The 19,172-nt window shown below is 57.7% G+C and carries 12 protein-coding genes and 1 riboswitch; of the genes, 3 read left to right on the top strand and 9 right to left on the bottom strand.

The genetic code is table 11. The features are described from left to right. Positions 1 to 138: 138 nt before the first annotated feature. From MPQ_RS05625 to MPQ_RS05610, 4 genes are all read right to left on the bottom strand, one after another. Positions 139 to 2,085, bottom strand: a complete 1,947-nt coding sequence (locus MPQ_RS05625; RefSeq protein ID WP_013441933.1) for a UvrD-helicase domain-containing protein — start codon at positions 2,083 to 2,085, stop codon at positions 139 to 141. After that, positions 2,078 to 4,390 (bottom strand): ATP-dependent endonuclease, encoded by a 2,313-nt coding sequence (locus tag MPQ_RS05620; RefSeq protein ID WP_013441932.1) that lies wholly within the window; start codon positions 4,388 to 4,390, stop codon positions 2,078 to 2,080. Before MPQ_RS05620 ends, MPQ_RS05625 begins: the two co-directional genes overlap by 8 nt. 228 nt (positions 4,391 to 4,618) lie before the next feature. Continuing rightward, the gene (locus MPQ_RS05615) at positions 4,619 to 5,764 is read right to left on the bottom strand and encodes a ribonucleotide-diphosphate reductase subunit beta (RefSeq protein ID WP_013441931.1); all 1,146 of its coding nucleotides are present in this window, start codon (positions 5,762 to 5,764) and stop codon (positions 4,619 to 4,621) included. A 96-nt stretch (positions 5,765 to 5,860) separates the two neighbouring features. Beyond that, entirely contained in the window at positions 5,861 to 8,674 is a 2,814-nt protein-coding gene (locus MPQ_RS05610; protein WP_013441930.1) for a ribonucleoside-diphosphate reductase subunit alpha, read from the bottom strand. Positions 8,675 to 8,817: 143 nt separating this feature from the next. Continuing rightward, positions 8,818 to 9,075, bottom strand: a riboswitch (cobalamin riboswitch). A 213-nt stretch (positions 9,076 to 9,288) separates the two neighbouring features. Between MPQ_RS05610 and MPQ_RS05605 the strand changes: the two genes are divergently transcribed. Continuing rightward, positions 9,289 to 10,161 (top strand): EamA family transporter, encoded by an 873-nt coding sequence (locus tag MPQ_RS05605; RefSeq protein WP_041362640.1) that lies wholly within the window; start codon positions 9,289 to 9,291, stop codon positions 10,159 to 10,161. 89 nt (positions 10,162 to 10,250) lie between these two features. On the opposite strand, the gene metE is transcribed toward MPQ_RS05605, so the two are convergent. Further along, positions 10,251 to 12,551 (bottom strand): 5-methyltetrahydropteroyltriglutamate--homocysteine S-methyltransferase, encoded by a 2,301-nt coding sequence (metE, locus tag MPQ_RS05600; RefSeq protein ID WP_013441928.1) that lies wholly within the window; start codon positions 12,549 to 12,551, stop codon positions 10,251 to 10,253. Between the two features lie 98 nt (positions 12,552 to 12,649). On the opposite strand from metE, the gene MPQ_RS05595 reads away from it, so the two are divergent. Both MPQ_RS05595 and MPQ_RS05590 read left to right on the top strand, forming a co-directional pair. After that, positions 12,650 to 13,561: a LysR family transcriptional regulator gene (locus MPQ_RS05595; RefSeq protein ID WP_013441927.1), complete on the top strand. Its 912-nt coding sequence runs from the start codon at positions 12,650 to 12,652 to the stop codon at positions 13,559 to 13,561. A gap of 138 nt (positions 13,562 to 13,699) precedes the next feature. Continuing rightward, positions 13,700 to 13,981, top strand: a complete 282-nt coding sequence (locus tag MPQ_RS05590; RefSeq protein WP_013441926.1) for a hypothetical protein — start codon at positions 13,700 to 13,702, stop codon at positions 13,979 to 13,981. A gap of 93 nt (positions 13,982 to 14,074) precedes the next feature. Here the strand turns inward: MPQ_RS05590 and MPQ_RS05585 are convergent, their stop codons facing one another. From MPQ_RS05585 to MPQ_RS05570, 4 genes are all read right to left on the bottom strand, one after another. Continuing rightward, positions 14,075 to 15,019 carry an efflux RND transporter periplasmic adaptor subunit gene (locus MPQ_RS05585; protein WP_013441925.1) on the bottom strand — a complete coding sequence of 315 codons (945 nt, stop codon included), beginning with the start codon at positions 15,017 to 15,019 and terminating at the stop codon, positions 14,075 to 14,077. Between the two features lie 76 nt (positions 15,020 to 15,095). Then, positions 15,096 to 15,296 (bottom strand): DUF1656 domain-containing protein, encoded by a 201-nt coding sequence (locus MPQ_RS05580; RefSeq protein WP_013441924.1) that lies wholly within the window; start codon positions 15,294 to 15,296, stop codon positions 15,096 to 15,098. A 2-nt stretch (positions 15,297 to 15,298) separates the two neighbouring features. Beyond that, the gene (locus MPQ_RS05575) at positions 15,299 to 17,569 is read right to left on the bottom strand and encodes an FUSC family protein (protein WP_013441923.1); all 2,271 of its coding nucleotides are present in this window, start codon (positions 17,567 to 17,569) and stop codon (positions 15,299 to 15,301) included. After that, on the bottom strand, positions 17,566 to 19,167 hold the full coding sequence (locus MPQ_RS05570; RefSeq protein ID WP_013441922.1) for an efflux transporter outer membrane subunit: 1,602 nt from the start codon (positions 19,165 to 19,167) through the stop codon (positions 17,566 to 17,568). Before MPQ_RS05570 ends, MPQ_RS05575 begins: the two co-directional genes overlap by 4 nt. Positions 19,168 to 19,172: the final 5 nt, after the last annotated feature.

Raw genomic sequence — 19,172 nt, 5'->3', positions numbered from 1 at the left:
TATCGGCGTAATATCGCCTTCACACATTAAAAACGGGAGCCTTAAGCTCCCGTTTTTAATTGCTATTTCATGCTTGCGGATGCGTTGGCCCAAATGCATAACCTTTAATAACGTTCCACGTTATTAAACTTTATTAAATTATGATTCTTCAAAGACGGCTTGAACATGGATGGAGTCATCTTCAAAAAGATCAAGCTGGCGTACATGTGCCTCAGCCTGTTCGGAATCGGCCGTGAAGAGGACGACTGCCAAGTCTTTTAGTGCTCTTGTGCAACTTACATAGAAAAGACGGCGCGTTCGATCTACAGTCGTTTCTTCACCCGCCTCGATGTGTTTTCGGTCAGTATCCGAAGGCGCTTTAAGGCCTAGGTATTTTTCATAAGAAAACTGGAAATGCGTACTTTCCGCATCGTCTAGCACGACGAGCACCCTATCGAATTCAGCCCCTTTGATGCCTTGCTGAGTACTAAAGGGGGAACGCTCCGAAATATAAGTCTGGTACGCCAGAAGCTGTGAAGCAGGACATGCCAAAAAAGCATCCATCGAGGCCATTTCCTTATTGGACTCATCGTCTTCTTGGCCGTCGTCATTTTCTTCTCCTTCTGCGGTCGGGGCAGGTGGAGCTGCTTCTGGGTCCAAGTAAGATGCTAGCCGGGGATCAAGGATTAGTAATCCTGCGGCATACACTTGCTTCAAAAGATCGCCAATCGTTACGTTGGAATTCCCGGCTATGCCTTCTGCAATTGAGACAACAAGCTCTCTAAGTGTTTTTAGCCGTTCTGCGACGTTCGCCCCGGCTAGAGTTTCTTTCTCAAGAAGGGGCGAGTACTCCCGGATCAGCCGCATCACTTCGAGCTGCCGCCCCTCTGTATGGGCAACTGCTATCGGAATCAGAAATTTCACACACGGTGAAAGTGGCCATGCAGAGCCATCCAGAAAACCGTCTTTGAATGCTGCCGGCGCTTTGGAGTTGAGCGCTGAGTAAAGCTCTCCGAATCCTAAGCGTTTCGCAGCCATCTGGTGAACAATGACAAGAAGCTTGATCTGCTCTTCGTTACCATCACCAAGTCGCCAGCGATTATCACCAGTTTGCGCCGCCATCCAGTCGCGCACTCTAGCTAAGTTGGCATCTCGCGTATCGTCCGCAGGCAAGATAAAAAGGTGGGCGGAACCTTCAGGAGTTGGTCTGATGCCCTCAGGGCCTAGACGTTGGCCAGGAACCTGAACGAGGTCATCACCATCGCGACGAATAGCGTTTGCAAGATTCAAAACCTTAGTTGAACACCGAAAATTCTCCGGTTTAGGAATGTCGGCCCAATTGGGTTCGGCTTCAACCAAACCAGTTCCCGTGGCATAAATGCGTTGCATCGGGTCGCCGAAAAAGCCGAGGCAAAGTGTGACGCCGGGCTCGCGCTCAACGGTCTTCAGTGCCTCAATGACTTCTGTGGTTGTGTCCTGACTCTCGTCCACAAATATGAAAGGAAATTGGCGCGCGAGAAGGGTTCGAAAGAGAGGACGCTCAGCGATGAGGTAGGGCACAAGCCTCAAAATGTCGTCATGCCCCAAAATTCCCTTTACGTAGTCGCTACCTGTTCCGTATCGGAAGCCTTTTACAGCAGCGATTCGCCCCGACTGCCTGTGGAGACGCTCCAGGTCTCGGGCGTCCTTGTCTTTTGTGCGCTGTTGAACCCTGGGGCCATAGCTTGCCTGTTTCTGTACAAGCGCTTCAATTTTTTCCGCGATGCGCGCAGAGACCCAGACGCGAATGTCGTTCTGAAACGGTTTGGCTAGCAGCCACATGAAGCTGTGAATCGTCGAAACGTGAACCAGCGGATCACTGCCGACATCCCTCCATATCTCTCCGGCTGCGATCTCCGTGTAAGTAATGCAGGCGATGCGCTGACGGGCTTTCTTCAGTTTCTCTCCGTGTATTTGGATGGCCGATGACAGCCCCTTAATGAGAGAGGTGGTTTTTCCGGAGCCGGCACCGGCCTTCATTATGAAGCTGCGTGGTGGAACGTTCCCAAGACAGTTTCGCAGGTCGATGTCTGCCTGGGTATCCGGCTTATTTGCTCGGCTAATCATGTTCAGCCCCTATCGAGCCAACTTCTGCGACGGGAACGGCATCAGGCAATAAGGTCTCAAGTTCGATCTGCACTTCGCCCTTTAGCCAAACCAATCCGTCACGGATGTATGCCGGGACATGCCACGCATCCTCGTTTTCAGTGAGTAAAGCGAGTGCGAATTTCGTCTTATCGAAATTTTTCCGCGAAACCTTCTGATGGAGGCCTTTTGCAAGCGCGCTGGGATCGGCGATCCCCCCCTTCACAATCAGGCCAAGAGGCTTCCTCGCTGCGGCTTGAGACCACTCTGGATTTTCAAGGCCAAAATCCTCCTCAAGCGTGCGCCCGCAAAGGTTTTCAGTGGAACCGTTCCAAGTAACGGCCCGTTCGGTCTGATAGGCGACGCGAACCTTTGCGCCGTCTACAAGCTCGTGAGTTTTGTCGGCTTCCAAGGCGTTGCGCAAGTCTTCGATCGTTAGCTTGCCAGGAAGCCACTTTATAAGGGTTTGATTCGAGGTTGCAGCGCCTGGTTGATTGGGCAAACAAGCTTTACCGTATTTTTTCTTAAGTGGGGCTGCCACCGGCTCACCAACCGGATTTTGTCCTTCATCCTGATCATGCCGAGCTAGGCTTTCCTCTTCATCGGCAGGAACCTCGAACTCCTCGACTTCCTCATCATCGACTGCATCGCCGGCTTCAGGAGCCACGAGGGCGACGCTATCAATATCGGTAACGATTAGTGTCGTTAGACCGAGAAATTCTATGAGCGATTGGAAACGATGACCAAAGGCCCCTCCGACCTCCAAAATACATAGACAAGCTGATCGGAGAGTTTTCGCCACCTTCCGGATCATTAGGGGTAGGAGCAATCTTTCAACATTGCCTTCAACAAGAATAGCGGCATCTGCGAAGAAGAGGTCGCAGTGCGTCAGCTTCAAATATTTTTCTAGAAAATCCCGATCATCTGGCTGGGCTTGGTAGAAGGCAGATAGATTTAGAACCTCGGTCAACTGTTCATTGCCAACTTTCTTCCTGCGGAAATAGCGGATTGGCTTGAATCCTCGTTCGTAAAGAATGTGCGGCGAGTGAGTCGTTATGACCATTTGGCTGCCAAAAATACTTCCGTCGTCGCCTTCTATGTTCAGAAGCTCAAGCACATTCCGGATGAATACCTGCTGGAGTTGGGCGTGCAGATGGGCCTCTGGTTCCTCCACGAAAATCAGGTGCAATGGAGGGCGATTGTCCATCGTCCCCCATCTCGCTTGGGCGTCCAATATCTCCACGACCATATAAATCAAATTCTTGAACCCAAGTCCGTTGTAACTGTCAGGAAGTGTGGCAATGTCTTCGCCGTCTCCGATCTGGTAGTGGACACGCGCGTCCTGGCTCATGACGTGGGCGGGGTCTAGCGCCGACATAATCTTCAATCGCGGGTTATTAATGCCCGGATAACCTAGCTTCGCGAGCCGATCAAGCATCGGCTTGAATACGCCATCTAAGTGAATGTTGAGCGCTTGCTCAGAGTCGAACAACGCCTTGAGAGCTGTGTGATCGTCTTGCCTTTGATTAAGGTTGCGCTTGTAGAAGCGGCTCAAACGTTTTGATAGGTCTTCCGATCTCCCGCCGGCTTCCGGATTGGGGTCGGCCAGGTGTCGTTGAGCCCCCAAACTGTCGATATGGATAAGCGATTTTAGGATTGTTCCGCCACCCGGTTCTCCACTTAATTCTTCTGGGATATAGTCCCCGATCTCACGGAAATTCTCATCAAAGTGGGTGCGATCCAAGATGAAGTAGCGCAGCTCATATTCGCTCTTGAGTTCGCGCTGAAGATAGTCTGTCAGGGAGCGAGGCCAAGGAACATATTCTGACCCTGGCGGCAGTTCCGCGGCCTGCTCTCTACCTTTAGCCTTGGCTTCTTGGTAATTTTGAATGAGGTTAATGGGATTTCGTGCAGCCAGCGAAACCCGTATGCCGACCTTTGTTCCTTCCCATGCTGTACTCGGAAGCAAGGGAATCACTAGATAGAGGTCTGACGCAGCAACTTCGAACCAGAGATCAAGCTCTATGCTTGGAAGAGAGAGACCGTCGGGAACTGGTTCGGCCAGGTTAATGCCTCCAGCTTCATCGAAGGCTTTCCAACAAGAAGAACTGAAATCATAAAGACTGAAACGATCTCTTCCACCTGTGACAAACGCATGGATGGCCTGAGTTGCTGACGTTTTTCCGCTGTTATTCGATCCTACAAATATTGATATGTCGTCAGCTAGCTCTATATGAGCATCCTTCAGGCGTCGAAAATTCCTGAGACGATATGAGTGAAGATGCACGAATCCCTCCGCTATTTTTTTATGGGCTTTTGGAGGCCGTATTCACCATTTGATGACGAAGCATTCTTGTCTTGCCAGAGTCATCACTACGCTTTTGGCGAAAACAGCCACTCACAAGAGCAAATAATAAGCGAAACGCGTTACTCCGTCTCCGCTTCGCGGACCGAACTGCTGCGGGCTCGCTGCTCGCTCATCCTGCCGGTACTGACTATGGGCTAAAAATACCCCCTAATCCCAACTCAACGCCCCACCCGTCTGGTACTCCGTTACCCGCGTCTCAAAGAAATTCTTCTCTTTCTTCAAATCCATCATTTCGCTCATCCAGGGGAAGGGGTTGCTGGCGCCGGGGTATAGAGCGTCGATGCCGATTTGCTGCATGCGGCGGTTGGCGATGAAGCGGAGGTATTCCTTAAACATGGCGGCGTTGAGGCCGAGCACGCCGCGGGGCATGGTGTCTTCGGCGTAGCGGTATTCCAGCTCGACGGCTTGTTGCATCAGGCGTTTGATTTCTTCGCGGAATTCGGGGGTCCACAGGTGCGGGTTTTCGAGCTTGAGGGTGTTGATGAGGTCGATGCCGAAATTGCAGTGCATGGATTCATCGCGCAGGATGTATTGGTATTGCTCGGCGGCGCCTTGCATTTTGTTCTGGCGGCCGAGGGCGAGTATCTGCACAAAGCCAACGTAGAAAAACAGGCCTTCCATGATGCAGGCGAAGACGATGAGCGAGCGCAGCAGCTGCTGGTCGGCTTGCGTAGTGCCGGTTTTGAATTCGGGGTCGGTCAGAGTGTTGATGAAGGGGATGAGGAAGTCGTCTTTATCGCGGATGCTGGAGACTTCTTGATAGGCGTTGAAGATTTCGCTTTCGTCCAGGCCCAGGCTTTCGACGATGTATTGGTAGGCGTGGGTGTGGATGGCTTCTTCAAAGGCTTGGCGCAGCAGATATTGGCGGCACTCGGGCGCGGTGATGTGGCGATAGGTGCCGAGCACGATGTTGTTGGCGGCGAGCGAGTCGGCGGTGGTGAAAAAGCCGAGGTTGCGTTTGACGATCAAGCGTTCGTCTTCGGTGAGCGCGCTGCTGTCTTTCCACTGGGCAATGTCGCGGCTCATGGAGATTTCTTGCGGCATCCAGTGGTTGGCGCAGCCTGCCAGGTATTTGTCCCACGCCCAGTGGTATTTGAATGGCACGAGCTGGTTAACGTCGGTCTGGCCATTGATCACGCGCTTATCCACCGCTTGCACCCGGCCCGTAGCGCTGGGCTGGTTGGCGGCTGAGATGGCAGTGGCGGCGGCAGATGGCATGGCGGGGACTGCCTTGGGCGTGGCGGTTGGCGCGGCAGCGGGGGCAGTCAGGATATCGTCTTCAAAATTCAGCATGGTGTTTCCTTAAAATTCGGCGATGAAGGTGCGACCCACCCTGGTGGCAAGGCACATCATGTGCAGCCAGCGTAGGTGAGTCGCAGACAGTCAGGGTTATTGGCAGGCTTCGCAGTCGGGATCGTCGATCAGGCATTGCTTGGGCTCAGGCTCGGCATTGGTAGCCGCGGCCACCGCAGGCAAGGCGGACGACACCGCATTGAGCTCCCCGCCCTGCCCGGTCGATTTCTCGGCCGAGGTAGCGCCTAACGAGCGCAGGTAATACGTGGTTTTGAGGCCACGCAGCCAGGCCAGCAGGTAGACGTCGTTGAGCTTTTTGCCGGAGGGCGCGGCGAAGTAGAGGTTGAGCGATTGCGCCTGGTCTATCCACTTCTGGCGGCGGGCAGCGGCTTCGACCAGCCACACCGGGTCTACCTCAAACGCCGTGGCGTACAGCTGCTTGAGGTCCGCCGGCACGCGCTCGATGGCGGCCAGCGAGCCGTCGTAATACTTGATGTCGGCAATCATCACCTCATCCCACAGGCCACGCGCTTTCAGGTCTTGCACCAGTTGCTCGTTTACCACGGTGAATTCACCCGAGAGGTTGGATTTCACATACAGGTTCTGGTATTCCGGCTCTATGCTGGCGGAGACACCGACGATATTGGAGATGGTCGCCGTGGGTGCAATCGCCACGCAGTTGGAATTGCGCATGCCCACGCGCTGTATGCGCTGGCGCAGGCTATCCCAATCCAGCGTCCTTGAGCGGTCCACTTCCACCTGGCCGCCACGTGCTTCGGATAGCAGATTGAGCGTATCCAGCGGCAATATGCCTTGATCCCACAGGCTGCCACGGAATGACGAATACGCGCCCCGCTCTTCCGCCAGATAGCTGGAGGCAAGGTAGGCGTTGTAGCACACGGCTTCCATCGCGCGGTCGGCAAACTCCACCGCCGCAGCCGAGGCATACGGCACGCGCATGGCGTGCAAGGCATCCTGAAAACCCATGATGCCGAGGCCCACCGGGCGGTGACGGTAATTGGAATTGCGCGCCTTGCCCACGGCGTAGAAGTTGATGTCGACCACGTTATCCAGCATGCGCATCGCCACGCGGATGGTGGCAGCCAGCTTGGTTTGGTCCAGCACATAGCTGTCGCCTTCGCGCTTGAGGTGGGCCATCAGGTTTACCGAGCCCAGGTTGCACACGGCGATTTCCGTTTCGGAAGTATTCAGCGTGATCTCGGTGCAGAGGTTGGAGCTGTGAACCACGCCCACGTGCTGCTGCGGCGAACGGATATTGCACGGGTCTTTGAAGGTGATCCACGGATGCCCGGTTTCAAACAGCATGGAGAGCATCTTGCGCCACAGCTGCACCGCGGGCACGCGCTTGAACAGCTTGATCTCGCCATGGTCGGCGCGGCGCTCGTAGTTGGTATAGGCAGTCTCGAATGCCTTGCCATACAGATCATGCAGGTCCGGCACGTCGGATGGTGAGAACAGCGTCCAATCCGCATTGGCCTGCACGCGCTGCATAAAGAGGTCAGGAATCCAGTTGGCGGTGTTCATGTCGTGCGTACGGCGGCGGTCGTCGCCGGTGTTCTTGCGCAGGTCCAGAAACTCTTCCAGGTCCAGATGCCAGCTTTCCAGATAGCCACACACCGCGCCCTTGCGCTTGCCGCCCTGATTCACCGCCACGGCGGTATCGTTGACCACTTTCAGGAAAGGAATCACGCCCTGGCTTTTGCCATTGGTGCCCTTGATGCGCGAGCCCAGCGCCCGCACTGGCGTCCAGTCATTGCCCAGGCCACCGGCAAATTTTTGCAGCAGCGCGTTTTCCTTGATCGCCTGGTAAATGCCATCCAGATCATCGCTCACGGTGGTGAGGTAGCATGAGGACAGCTGCGAATGGCGCGTGCCGCTGTTGAACAAGGTAGGCGTGGAGCTCATGAAATCAAAGCTGGACAGCACATGGTAAAACTCAATGGCGCGGCTTTCGCGGTCAATCTCGTTGATCGCCAGGCCCATGGCCACGCGCATGAAAAACACCTGCGGCAGCTCGATGCGGCGCTCTTCAATATGCAAAAAGTAGCGGTCGTATAGCGTCTGCAAACCCAGGTAGCCAAACTGCAGATCGCGGTCGGCCACCAGTACGCTGGCAAGGCGGCTGAGATCAAACTGCGCCAGGCGCTCATCCAGCAATTCGGCGGCAATGCCGGCCTTGATGTATTGCGGAAAATATTCGGCATAGCGCTGCGCCATGGCGGTATGGCTCACGGCTTCGCCCAGCACCTCCGCACGCACCAGGTCCAGCTGCAAACGGGCGGTGACGTAGTTGTAGGCAGGCTCGCGCTCAATCAGGCTGCGTGCGGAGAGGATCAGCGCGCGGCGCACTTCATCAAACGGCATGCCGTCGTAAAGGTCGCGCATGGCCTGCTCCACAATCACGGCGGGTTGCACGGCATCGCCCAGATTCACGCAGGCCTCGGTCACCATGCTGAGCAGCAACTGCTGATCCAGCGGCACGCGCTTGCCATCCTGCAGCACATGCAGGGTGGGCGCAGGCGCTTGCTGGGCGGCACGCTCGGCGGCGCGCTTTTCGCGGTACAGCACATAGGCGCGCGCCACGTCATGCTCGCCGGAGCGCATCAGCGCCAGCTCTACCTGATCCTGAATATCTTCAATGTGGATGGAGCCACCGGCTGGCTTGCGGCGCACCAGGGCGGCCACCACGGTATCGGTCAGCGCCTGCACCTCGGTGCGCATATGGGTGGAAATAGTCGAGTGCTCGCCCGCCACCGCCAAAAACGCCTTGGTCAGCGCAATGGAAATCTTGTCGGCGGCAAACGGCACGGCCGCGCCATCACGGCGTATGACTTGCAAACTGGGAAGTGCAGCATTTAAAACCGGCTGCGCGGTATTGATATCATCCATCTACTTGGCTCCTATCAGGAGCGGGAGTCGGCGACCGACATACGCAGGCGCAATGACATTGCACTGCCGCTGTATATCCACCACCAGGACCAGCAAGGGAGAAGGCGCAAACCTTCCATCTGCCGAGGACACCCCGCCTCAAACGCGTTGAAAAAATCCACGGCAGGTCTCCTGGCTCCCGGCCTTACGCTTGGCGCCTTCCCGAACCCCGGCAGGTTCAGTGGCTTCAGATGCCTTGCGCTACCAGACTGACATGGCGTCAGCCCGATGGCTGGTTACAGTTGCGGGGGCAGCCCCGGCGTTGCATATCGGCGAGATAACATCTGCAGATACACGCACCGGATTCCCTTTTAACTCGCGGTTTGAATCAAACCTTGAGGACCGTAGTGCTGGCAATGTAACACAATAGGGAGTGGTATCGTCAACAGAGAAATACAAAATATGGGCATAACGCCCTATGTACTCTGTCCGGAATCAAGCTATCGCCGCAAGCTAAAACGCCTGATGGCGCAGGCCCGGGCGACAAATATTTCAATCACATGACATCCACCCGCATAATGTCGGTTGTTGCCCTTCCCCGGCATTTCATCCCCCAAAAAAGAAAGTTGTTGTTCGTGGAAATCGCGTTCGTATTTGGCAGGCTGGTGTTTTCCATCCTCGCCAATGTCTATCAGAAAAAACTGTCGCAGCATCCGCTGCACCCCTTCTTCATGGTGGCGACCAGCTATGTGGTGCTGAGTGTGCTGGCGCTACCGTTTGTGCCTGTGGTGCATGCTGCCAGCCTGCCGCAGGCGTTCTGGGTGAATGTCTTGCTGGCCGCCCTGCTCGATGTGGGCGGCTGGATGTTCATGGTGATGTCGCTCGCCAAAACCGATCTGTCGGTGTTTGGGCCGCTGAATGCCTACAAGGTGGTGATTTCCATGCTGCTCGCCATTGTGTTTCTGGGCGAGGTGCCTACCCTGCAGGGCTTTGCAGGCGTGGCCATCATCGTAGTGGGCAGTTTTTTTCTGATGCCTGCCAATGGTCAGCGCGAGGCCAACCGCATGCTGCTGTTGCTGAAGGAGCGCGGCGTGCAGGCGCGTTTTCTGTCCATCTTGCTGTTTTCCATCGGCACGCTGTTCCTGAAAAACGCGGTGACGGATGGCGGGCCGCTGGCCACGCTGGTGTTCTGGTCGCTGCTGGGCTTGCCGCTGGTGATGCTGGCGAATCTGCTGTTCATACCCGCGAGTGTTAAAGAAAGCACCAAAACCTCGCTGTCGCATTTGCCCACGATTGCCAGCATAGGCGTCATGATTTTCATCATGCAGTACTGCACGCTGGTGCTGCTGTCGCACATGCTGGTGGCGTACACGCTGGCGCTGTTTCAGATGAGCATGGTGTTGCAGGTGCTGGTGGGCTATCAGGTGTTCAAGGAAAAAGACATTCTGCGCAAGCTGATCGCCGCCATCGTCATGATGCTGGGCAGCCTGCTGGTGATTAGCGCCTGAGCCAAGCCGAGCATTAAAAATGCCAGCGGCCCACGCATGCATTCATACGTGGGCCGCTGGCAAGGGTTACAAGAACGATAGTCCCGAGATCACGCCGCCTTGTGATTGAGCTTCTCGTGGCGGAGCTGACGTGCGGCGGCGACCATGTGTTGCAGGGCGGCGATGGTTTCCGGCCAGCCGCGGGTTTTAAGGCCGCAATCCGGATTCACCCACAAGCGCTCTACCGGGATCACCTCAATCGCACGCTTCAGCAAGGTGGTCATGGCTTCCACACTCGGCACCCGCGGCGAGTGGATGTCATACACCCCGGGGCCGATGTCGTTGGGGTAATCAAACTCGCCAAAGCCATCCAGCAGTTCCATCGCCGAGCGCGACGTCTCAATGGTAATCACGTCGGCATCCATCGCGGCAATCGACGGCAGAATGTCGTTGAACTCCGAATAGCACATGTGGGTATGTATCTGCGTGCTGTCTTCCGCCACGCTGGCCGATAGCTTGAATGCCCGCACCGCCCATGCCAGATACTGCGCCCACTTGGCCTGCTGCAAAGGCAGCCCTTCGCGGAAGGCGGGCTCGTCAATCTGGATGATGGCAATGCCTGCATTTTGCAGATCAGCCACTTCATCGCGTATTGCCAGCGCCAGTTGCAAGGCGGTGGTTTCGCGCGGCTGGTCATCGCGCACAAACGACCATTGCATCATGGTCACTGGACCTGTGAGCATGCCCTTAACCGGCTTGCTGGTGAGCGACTGCGCGTAGCGGGCCTCCGCCACGGTCATCGCCAGTGGGCGGTGCACATCACCATAGATAATCGGCGGCTTGACGCAACGCGAGCCGTAACTCTGCACCCAGCCGTATTGGCTGAACACATAGCCTGCCAGCTGCTCGCCGAAGTATTCCACCATGTCGTTGCGCTCGGCTTCGCCGTGCACCAGCACATCCAGATCCAGCGCCAGCTGCTGCTCAATGGCATGGCGTATGTTCTGCTGCATGGCCAGCGTGTAATCCTGCGCACTCAGATCACCCCGGCGAAACGCCGCCCGGCTCGCCCGTATATCGGCCGTCTGCGGAAAAGAGCCTATGGTCGTCGTCGGCAGCAAAGGCAGCCGCAAGCGCTTTTGCTGCGCCAGGCGCCGCTCGGCAAACGGGCTGCTGCGCTCGGCGGATAACTGCGGCAGATGCTGCAAGCGCTGCTGCACGCTCTCGTTGTGCACGCGTGGCGATGCGCCGCGAGAAGCGATGGCCTTGCGTGCGGTCTGAAACTCGGCAGCCACGCTATCCACCCCATGATTCAGCGCCTGCTGCAATAGCTGCAACTCGCGCAGCTTTTCATCGGCAAAGGCCAGCCAGGAGCGTATTTCCGCATCCATAGACGACTCCTGCGCCAGCGAAACCGGCACATGCAACAGCGAGCACGATGGCGCGATCCACAGGCGATCCCCCAGCTGCTGCGCTACCGGCTGCAACAGCTGCAAGGTCTTGTCGAGATCATTGCGCCACACATTGCGGCCATCCACTACCCCGGCGGAAAGCACCCAATGGCTGGGCAAGGCCGCCAGCCAGGCGGCGAGCTGTTCCGGCGCCCGCACCAGGTCGATATGCAGGCCATCCACCGGCAAAGACGTCACCGCACCCACATAGCGCGCCACGCTTTCAAAATACGTCGTCAGCAACAGCTTGGGCCTGTGGTCGCGGATGCGGGCATAGGCATCAGCAAACGCCGCCAGCCAGCGTGCATCGAGGTCCAGGGCCAGCACTGGCTCATCGATCTGCACCCAGGCAATGCCGCGCAGCTTGAGCTCGCTCAGCAAGGCGGCATATTGCGCGCACAAGGCTGGCAGCAGGCTCAGGCGGTCAAACCCGGCATCGCGGCTCTTGCCCAGGTACAGCCATGACACCGGGCCCAGCAACACGGGCTTGAGCTCGGCGCCGGTGGTCAGCGCCTGGTCTATCTGCAGCAGAAACGCATGGGCGTTGATGGAAAATTCGGTCTCGGCGCTCAGCTCGGGCACCAGGTAGTGGTAGTTGGTATCAAACCATTTGGTCATCTCCAGCGCGGGTTGCTCGGCATTGCCGCGGGCCAGGGCAAAGTAGTCCTGCGCCTGCAATGGCCGCCCGGCAAAGCCAAAGCGCGGCGGCGTGGCGCCAAACAGCACAGTGTGGTCCAGCACATGGTCGTAGCATGAAAAATCATTGACGCTGATAAAGGCCAGGCCGGCGTCTATCTGCTTTTGCCAATGCGTTTCGCGCAACTGGCGCGCGGTCTGCTCCAGCGCTGCTTCATGGCGGGCTTCTTCGCCGGGCGCACTTTTCCAGAATGCCTCCAGCGCAACTTTCAGTTCACGTTTGGCCCCGACGCGCGGGTACCCCAGGATATGGGCTTTGATCATGACAACTCACCTCTCAATAACGAAGGCCGCAGTTTGCGTGCTATCATCGAATTAATAAAGCGAGTTTTTTTCCATTAAACTTGAATTAAATTCATATCATGATCGAAATCCGACATCTCAAATCCTTCAAGGCCATTGCTGAAAGCGGCAAGCTGGCGCTGGCCGCCGAGCGCGTTTACCTCACGCAATCGGCGCTCTCGCACCAGATACGTTCGGTGGAGCAGTATTATCAGATCACGCTGTTTCAGCGCACCGCGCACGGTTTGCGCTTTACGCCTGCGGGCGAACGCCTGCTCAAGCTGGCGGATATCGTGCTGGAAGCCACGGCGCAGGCGGAGCGCGATCTGGAGCGGCTGAAATCCGACCAATCCGGCGAGTTGCGCATTGTGCTGGAATGCCACACCTGCTTTGACTGGCTGACGCCGGTGATGGATGCCTTTAGACGTGCCTGGCCGGAGGTGGAGCTGGATCTGGTGGCCGGGTTTCATAGCGACCCCTGGAGCCTGATCAAGGAAGGCAAGGCGGATTTTGTCATTGGCGGCCTGCCGGGCAAGATGAAAATGCTGCAGCATGTGCCGCTTTTCACCTTTGAAATCATGGCGGTATTGCCGACAGACCATCCCCTGCACACCCGCCCTTTTTTGCAGGCCGAGGATTTCAGCGGCAGCACGCTGATCACCTATCCGGTACCGGAAGAACGCATCGACCTGATACGCGAAGTCCTGCATCCGGCCAATGTGGCGTTTGACCGTCGCACGGCCGAGCTGACTGTCGCCATCATGCAACTGGTGGCGAGCCGTCGCGGGCTGGCAGCGCTGCCGAGCTGGGGCATACAGAGCTATCTGGAGCACGAGTATGTCATCGCCAAACCCATCACGCGCAAAGGCCTGTGGTCGGAGCTTTACGCCACTGGCAATACGGAAATCATGGCGCGGCCTTATGCGGTGGATCTGGTGCGGATTATTCGTGAAACCTGCCTGGATACGCTGGCAGGCATACGTTTGCTGTGAAACAAACGATTGATTTAATTTAACTAATTAATGCAATCTTAATAATGCAAATGGCAATTTGACCGAACTTAAGCCAGAAGATGGGGTTCTAACCCTGACAAGCAAGCCTGAATGAAAATGACCAAAGGAGAATAATCAATGATGAAATCATGGCCGAGTTCCCTTATTACCATTGCAATGACCGCTGCACTGATGACTGCCTGCTCGAAGCCCGAGCCCGCGAACCCGGAAACCGCAGAAGCCCCTGCGGCCACCACCCCGCCACCCGCTGCAGCCCCTGAGGCTGCACCTGCTGCTCCTGCGGCATCAGGCAAGGCAGAACCTGGTGGCTATGTGCCCGCTGAACACGAGAAGGTCGCCCCCGCTCCTGAAGGCACCGAACCTCACACGGCTGGACCAGATGAGACCAAGACCGAGTAAACCTGGGCTCGTGACGTAATTTTTTATGTCATCTGGCTGTGAACAAGTTGCCCCGTGGGTGACCAGGCATTGTGCTGGTCACCCACGTTGCTTTTAGCTTTTAGCTTTAGCCAATGGCCTGACGCCAGACTGCGTGACTGGTGACCGCGTGACTTTTGACTCTAAGACCAGAGAAGGTTTGACCACCACCGAACATGTCATCCCTGCCACCAGGGTTAAATCCCGGGGTATCTCGTCCAGCTGTATCCGCACCGGCACCCGTTGTGACAGACGCACCCAGTTGAAACTGGGATTCACATTCGCCAGCAGCCGCACGTCCGTGGGGTTGTCGCGGTCGGTAATGCCCATGGCTATGCTTTCCACATGCCCCTGCAGGCGGCGGCCGGTGCCCAGCAACTGTATCTCGGCGGCATCGCCCACATGCACCAGCGGCAGCTTGTGCTCTTCAAAATAGCCGTATACCCAGAAAGAATGCTGATCAATGATGGCCAGCTTGGCCGCGCCCACCTGGGCATAATCGCCCGGACGTACCAGCAGGTTGGACACCCAGCCATCCACGGGTGAGCGCACGGTGCTGCGCGTGAGGTCGAGCTGGGCTTTTTCCAGGGTGACCAGCGCAGCCTCGTAGTCGGCTTTGGCGGCTACGGCGCCGAGGTCGGTATCTTCGCGGTTTTCGCGAGAAATCACTTCATCATCCAGGCTGGCACGGCGTTGTGCCTGATTGCGCTTCATCTGCAGCGCCGCCTTACGTTGATTCACGATGGCATTGGCTTCGGCCACGGCATGGCGGAAATGCTCAGGGTCAATCTGAAACAGCACATCGCCACGATGCACAAACTGGTTATCGCGCACGGCCACATTCATCACCAGCCCGGCCACATCCGGCGCGATATTCACCACATCGGCCCGTACCCGGCCATCACGTGTCCAGGGCGAATCCATGTAGCGCACCCACAGCTTTTGGGCGAGAAAGACCGCAGCGGCAGCGAGGGCCAGCGTGATCAGTATCCTGAACAGGCGCTTCAGATAAAATTTCATGGCAAGTTTCCTTCACAAATTCTGCGCGTGATTTCCAAGGCATTAACACCACCGCGCTTCACATTTCCTGCGTTCATCACTGGTAAATCCACAGCCCCAGGCCCGCAAACAGACATCCGAACACCGACAAGCGAAACAGCGCGGGGTACCAGACCAGACGATAAGCGCCGAGCCAGGCAAACATGCGGTCCAGCACCAGGGTGCCAGCCGCCGCTGCAATAAATGCCAGCAGCAAGGTGGGTACCAGGGCATCAAGCAAGGCAAATTCACGTGGCATGATCAGCGTCCTCCCGCGGGGCTGGTACTCGCAAATGTGCTGGGGCCGAATGCCAGCACCGAAGCTTCATCCAGCAGCGTGCTATGCACAAAGTGCAGCGTGGTCAGCAACTGGTGGCGCACATGCAGTGGCATCTCGCTGGCAGCACTGGGGGCAGCCAGTGCCAGCGCCTGATCAACAGCGTCTGCTGCGTGCGCAATGGCGGCCTGGCCCGGCGCCTCGTAAAGGCTGGCAATCTGCGCAATGGCGTGTTGCAGGGCGCGGGCCATTTCGGCTGGCACATGCGGCAACTGCTCGCGCAGGGCGATCACGGCATGGCCAACCTCCAGCGCCGAAAAGAGCCATTCGACCACTACCTGATCCTGCGCCTCGCCAACCCGCTGCACGCTGCCGGAGCGCTGCACCAGATCCCGCGCGCTGGCTTCAAAGCGGGCACGCCGCAGTGGGGTGGACTCGCGACAGGCAGCTACCACCAGGTTGCGCAAGGCATTGGATACGCGCTGCCGTGACCAGGCGCTGCCGCTGAGGTCGATCAGGCCATACATGGTGCCCGAGACCAGAATCGCCAGCAGATCGGCCACCGCATCGTTAAGAAAAGTCACCGGACTGGCGCTGAAAACGGTGTTGAAGCCGATGTGCAACAGGTAAACCACGGAAGCCCCTGCCCCGATAAATGCGGTAGCAGGCCTGGAACCCAGCCAGCTGGCAAGCAGGATGCCGGGGCTGATGGCAATGATCAGCGTCCAGAAGTCATGCGCCTGGGTCAGCCACCAGAAATTGCTGAAATAGGCGAGCACAGTGCCGATGAACGCGCCCGCCATGAAGTGGCGTATGGTTTTGCTGGGCGAAGGACTGTTCGCAAACAGCGTGCTGGTGATAACGCCGATGGTGATGGCCTCTATGCCCGAGCGCCAGTCGGTGAATATCCAGAGCCCGGCCAGTATCAGCAGCGTGATACTGCCGCGCAGCGCGGCCAGCGCCACCGCCAGTGGATCAAAATGCATCTCCAGTTGGGCAGGCAGTTCCTCTGCATGCCCCTGGTCGGGCGCACTGCCGGTGGCAATCGAACCATAGGTGCTGCTATAGACATACAGCTCTTCGGCTAGCCGCAGCAGATAGGCAGCCCCGGTATCAAAATCCAGCAGGTCCCTGGTTTGCAATGTGGCTGGCAAGCGATGGCGGGCTGCTTGCAGACGCAGGCTGAAGTCTTCGCGGAAGGCTTTCAGCTTCTGCACAATCTCCAGCGTTTCCTGCTCGGTCTGCGCGCTGCGGTATTGCACAGTCACCGCGTCTGCCAGCCATTGATACAGCTGCAGCAGGGCCTCGCGCACCTCGGCACGGCTGTTGTTGCGTTGCCGCTGCAAGAGTCGGCTGAAGGCATGAAAGGTCGTGGAGACTTCCATGAATTCCTTGTTCAGATGACTCAGGCGGTGGCGGTGCCCACGTGATTCATCCGTCTCCAGGCCCGAAGAAGCGCGAAAGGATTCCAGACTGAAGATGTCGCCGATGAAGCGCAGCATGTGCGCCTGCAAGGTGGCATGTGCCACGCCCTCCCGCGCGCTGATGCGCAGCAGGTCGCAAAAGTCGGTGTAGCGCCGACGCACGGTCTGCAGGGTCACATTCCACATGCGTTGCGGAAACACAAGATCACTCACCACTGTGGCGCACAGCAAGCCCACCAGGATTTCGGACAGGCGGGTGACGCCGATATTGAAGGTCAGCTCGGGCGCCAGCGTGGCGGGCAGGCCGACAATGCACAAGGTGTAGCCCGCCAGCACAAAGGCATAGGACTGGTGATTGCGAAAGATCACCGAGCCCGCCGTGCACAGGCCTATCCAGATCGTCATGCACAGCAGGAACAGCACGCGCTCCTGCGCAAACATGGCGACCAGCAGGAAGGACGCGATAATGCCGAAGATGGTGCCGATCAGCCGGTAATAGCTTTTGGTCAGCACCATGCCGGAGCGAAACTGCATGACGATCGCCACCGTCAGCAGCGCCGTGCGCGGCTGATCAAACTCCAGGCGCAGCGATATCCACACCGCCAACACACTTGCCAGCAGCACCTTGAATACATAAGCGATGATGGGGGCATCCAGCTTCCACCATTCGCGTGCGCCCAGCGTAGCACCCATGCCCAGCGCGCGTGCCAGTGTCGATATGGCATCTGCCACATCGCGGGTATAGCGCGCGCAAGTAAGGGCGCACAGGCGTAACTGCACGCGGGTGCGCAGCAAAGGCCGCCTCATGCTGGCGAGTGAGCAGGCGTTCATGGTGTGCTCCCTGCCCTGGCGTGTTTCGTGGTATCGGCATGGGGGCGGCTGGCATCGGAGATGGCCTGGCTGGCCTTTTCGTCATTCAGCCCGCCACCCAACGCCAGCATCAGGCCGGCATGGGCATCCAGCTTGTCGGCTTCCAGCTGCAGCATGGCTTCGCGTTGCGTCAGCACCACCTCATGCGTTGCCAGCACGTGCTCATAATTGGTGAGGCCAGCCTTGTAATGCCTGAGGGCGAGCGCATGGGCTTTTTCAGCCGTGGCCAGCGCTTCCTCGGCATTCTTGATCTCACGCGCATTGGCATTCAGCAGCACCAGCTGGTTCGAGATGCTTTCCAGCGCTTTCAGCACAGTGGCGTTGTAATGCTCCACGGCCATGTCGTAGCTGGCGGTTTGCGCACTGAGGTTGGCACGGCGACGGCCGCCATCAAAAATTGGCAGCGAAATGGCCGGGCCCACGCCGGCAATGGCGGCGGCATTGGTGAACAGCTTGCCGAAGCCCAGCGCCTGAAAACCAGCGAATGCCAGCAGATTGATATTGGGGTAAAAATTGGCCTTGGCGCTGGCGATGTATTCACGCGAGGCCTCAATGCGCCAGCGGCTCGCCAGAATATCCGGACGGCGACCAATCAGGTTGGCAGGCAGTTGATCGGGCAGGCCGATGGCGGCGTCATAGTGCAAGACGGGGCGCTGGATATGTTCACCAGCACCGGGGCCCTGACCAGACAAGGCAGCCAGCTGATTCTGGATCAGGGCAATGCGTGCCTCAATCTGCTGCACCTTCATGCGCGCCATGGGCAATGGCACTTCGGTTTCGGTGACGGCCAGCTCCGTGGTCAGACCCGCCGATAGCGCCCGGCGGGCGATCGCCACACGGTGCTCCACTTCACGCACATGCTCTTCGGCAATATCGCGCAGCTGGTACTCAAAGCCCAGGCGGATATAACTCCTCACCACGGCATTGACGAGCTCAAGCTGCACCTGCTGCGTCTCGGCTGCCGACGCATGGGTTTCGTCCAGCGCCGCCGCCCACATGCCCTTCTGCTTGCCCCACAAATCCAGGTCGTAAGCCAGCGATGCGGTGGCGCGGTTGTTCCAGTCGGTATGCCCGGCCCAGGGAGCAGGAATGAATTGCAGCTCGGTAAAGCGCTCGCGCGTCATGGTGGTGTCGCCACTCAGCGTCGGCAAGGTCTGGGCGTGCATGCTGTCCGCATAGGCCTGTGCCAGCCCTATGCGGGCTTGCGCCGCCTTGAGATCGGGGTTATCGGCAATGGTTCTGGTGACCAGCGCATCCAGCTGGGCATCGTGATAGTCCTTCCACCATGCGGCATTCGGCCATTCGATGCTAGCAGCGCTGATGACGGTATTGCCGAGATCAAGCTGGTTGGCTTGCACGGTCGTTGCCTGCGGGTTGATGCCGCGCATGCTGACACAGCCAGGCAGTGAGATAAGGCTGCATGCGAGCAACACGGCAAACAGCCGCCGATATGGCAGGAGCTGGCCGGACAGCCGCCGATATGGCAGTAGCTGGCCGTTAACGGCGGCATCAGGGTGCGCTATGGCATGCGCATTTTGCGGTGTTGAGTCAGGCAGCATGGCAA

The organism is Methylovorus sp. MP688 (genome assembly GCF_000183115.1).
Classification (GTDB): Bacteria; Pseudomonadota; Gammaproteobacteria; order Burkholderiales; family Methylophilaceae; genus Methylovorus; species Methylovorus glucosotrophus.
The sequence above is the reverse complement of the archived record's forward strand: the minus strand, read 5'-3'. Positions and strand labels throughout refer to the sequence as shown.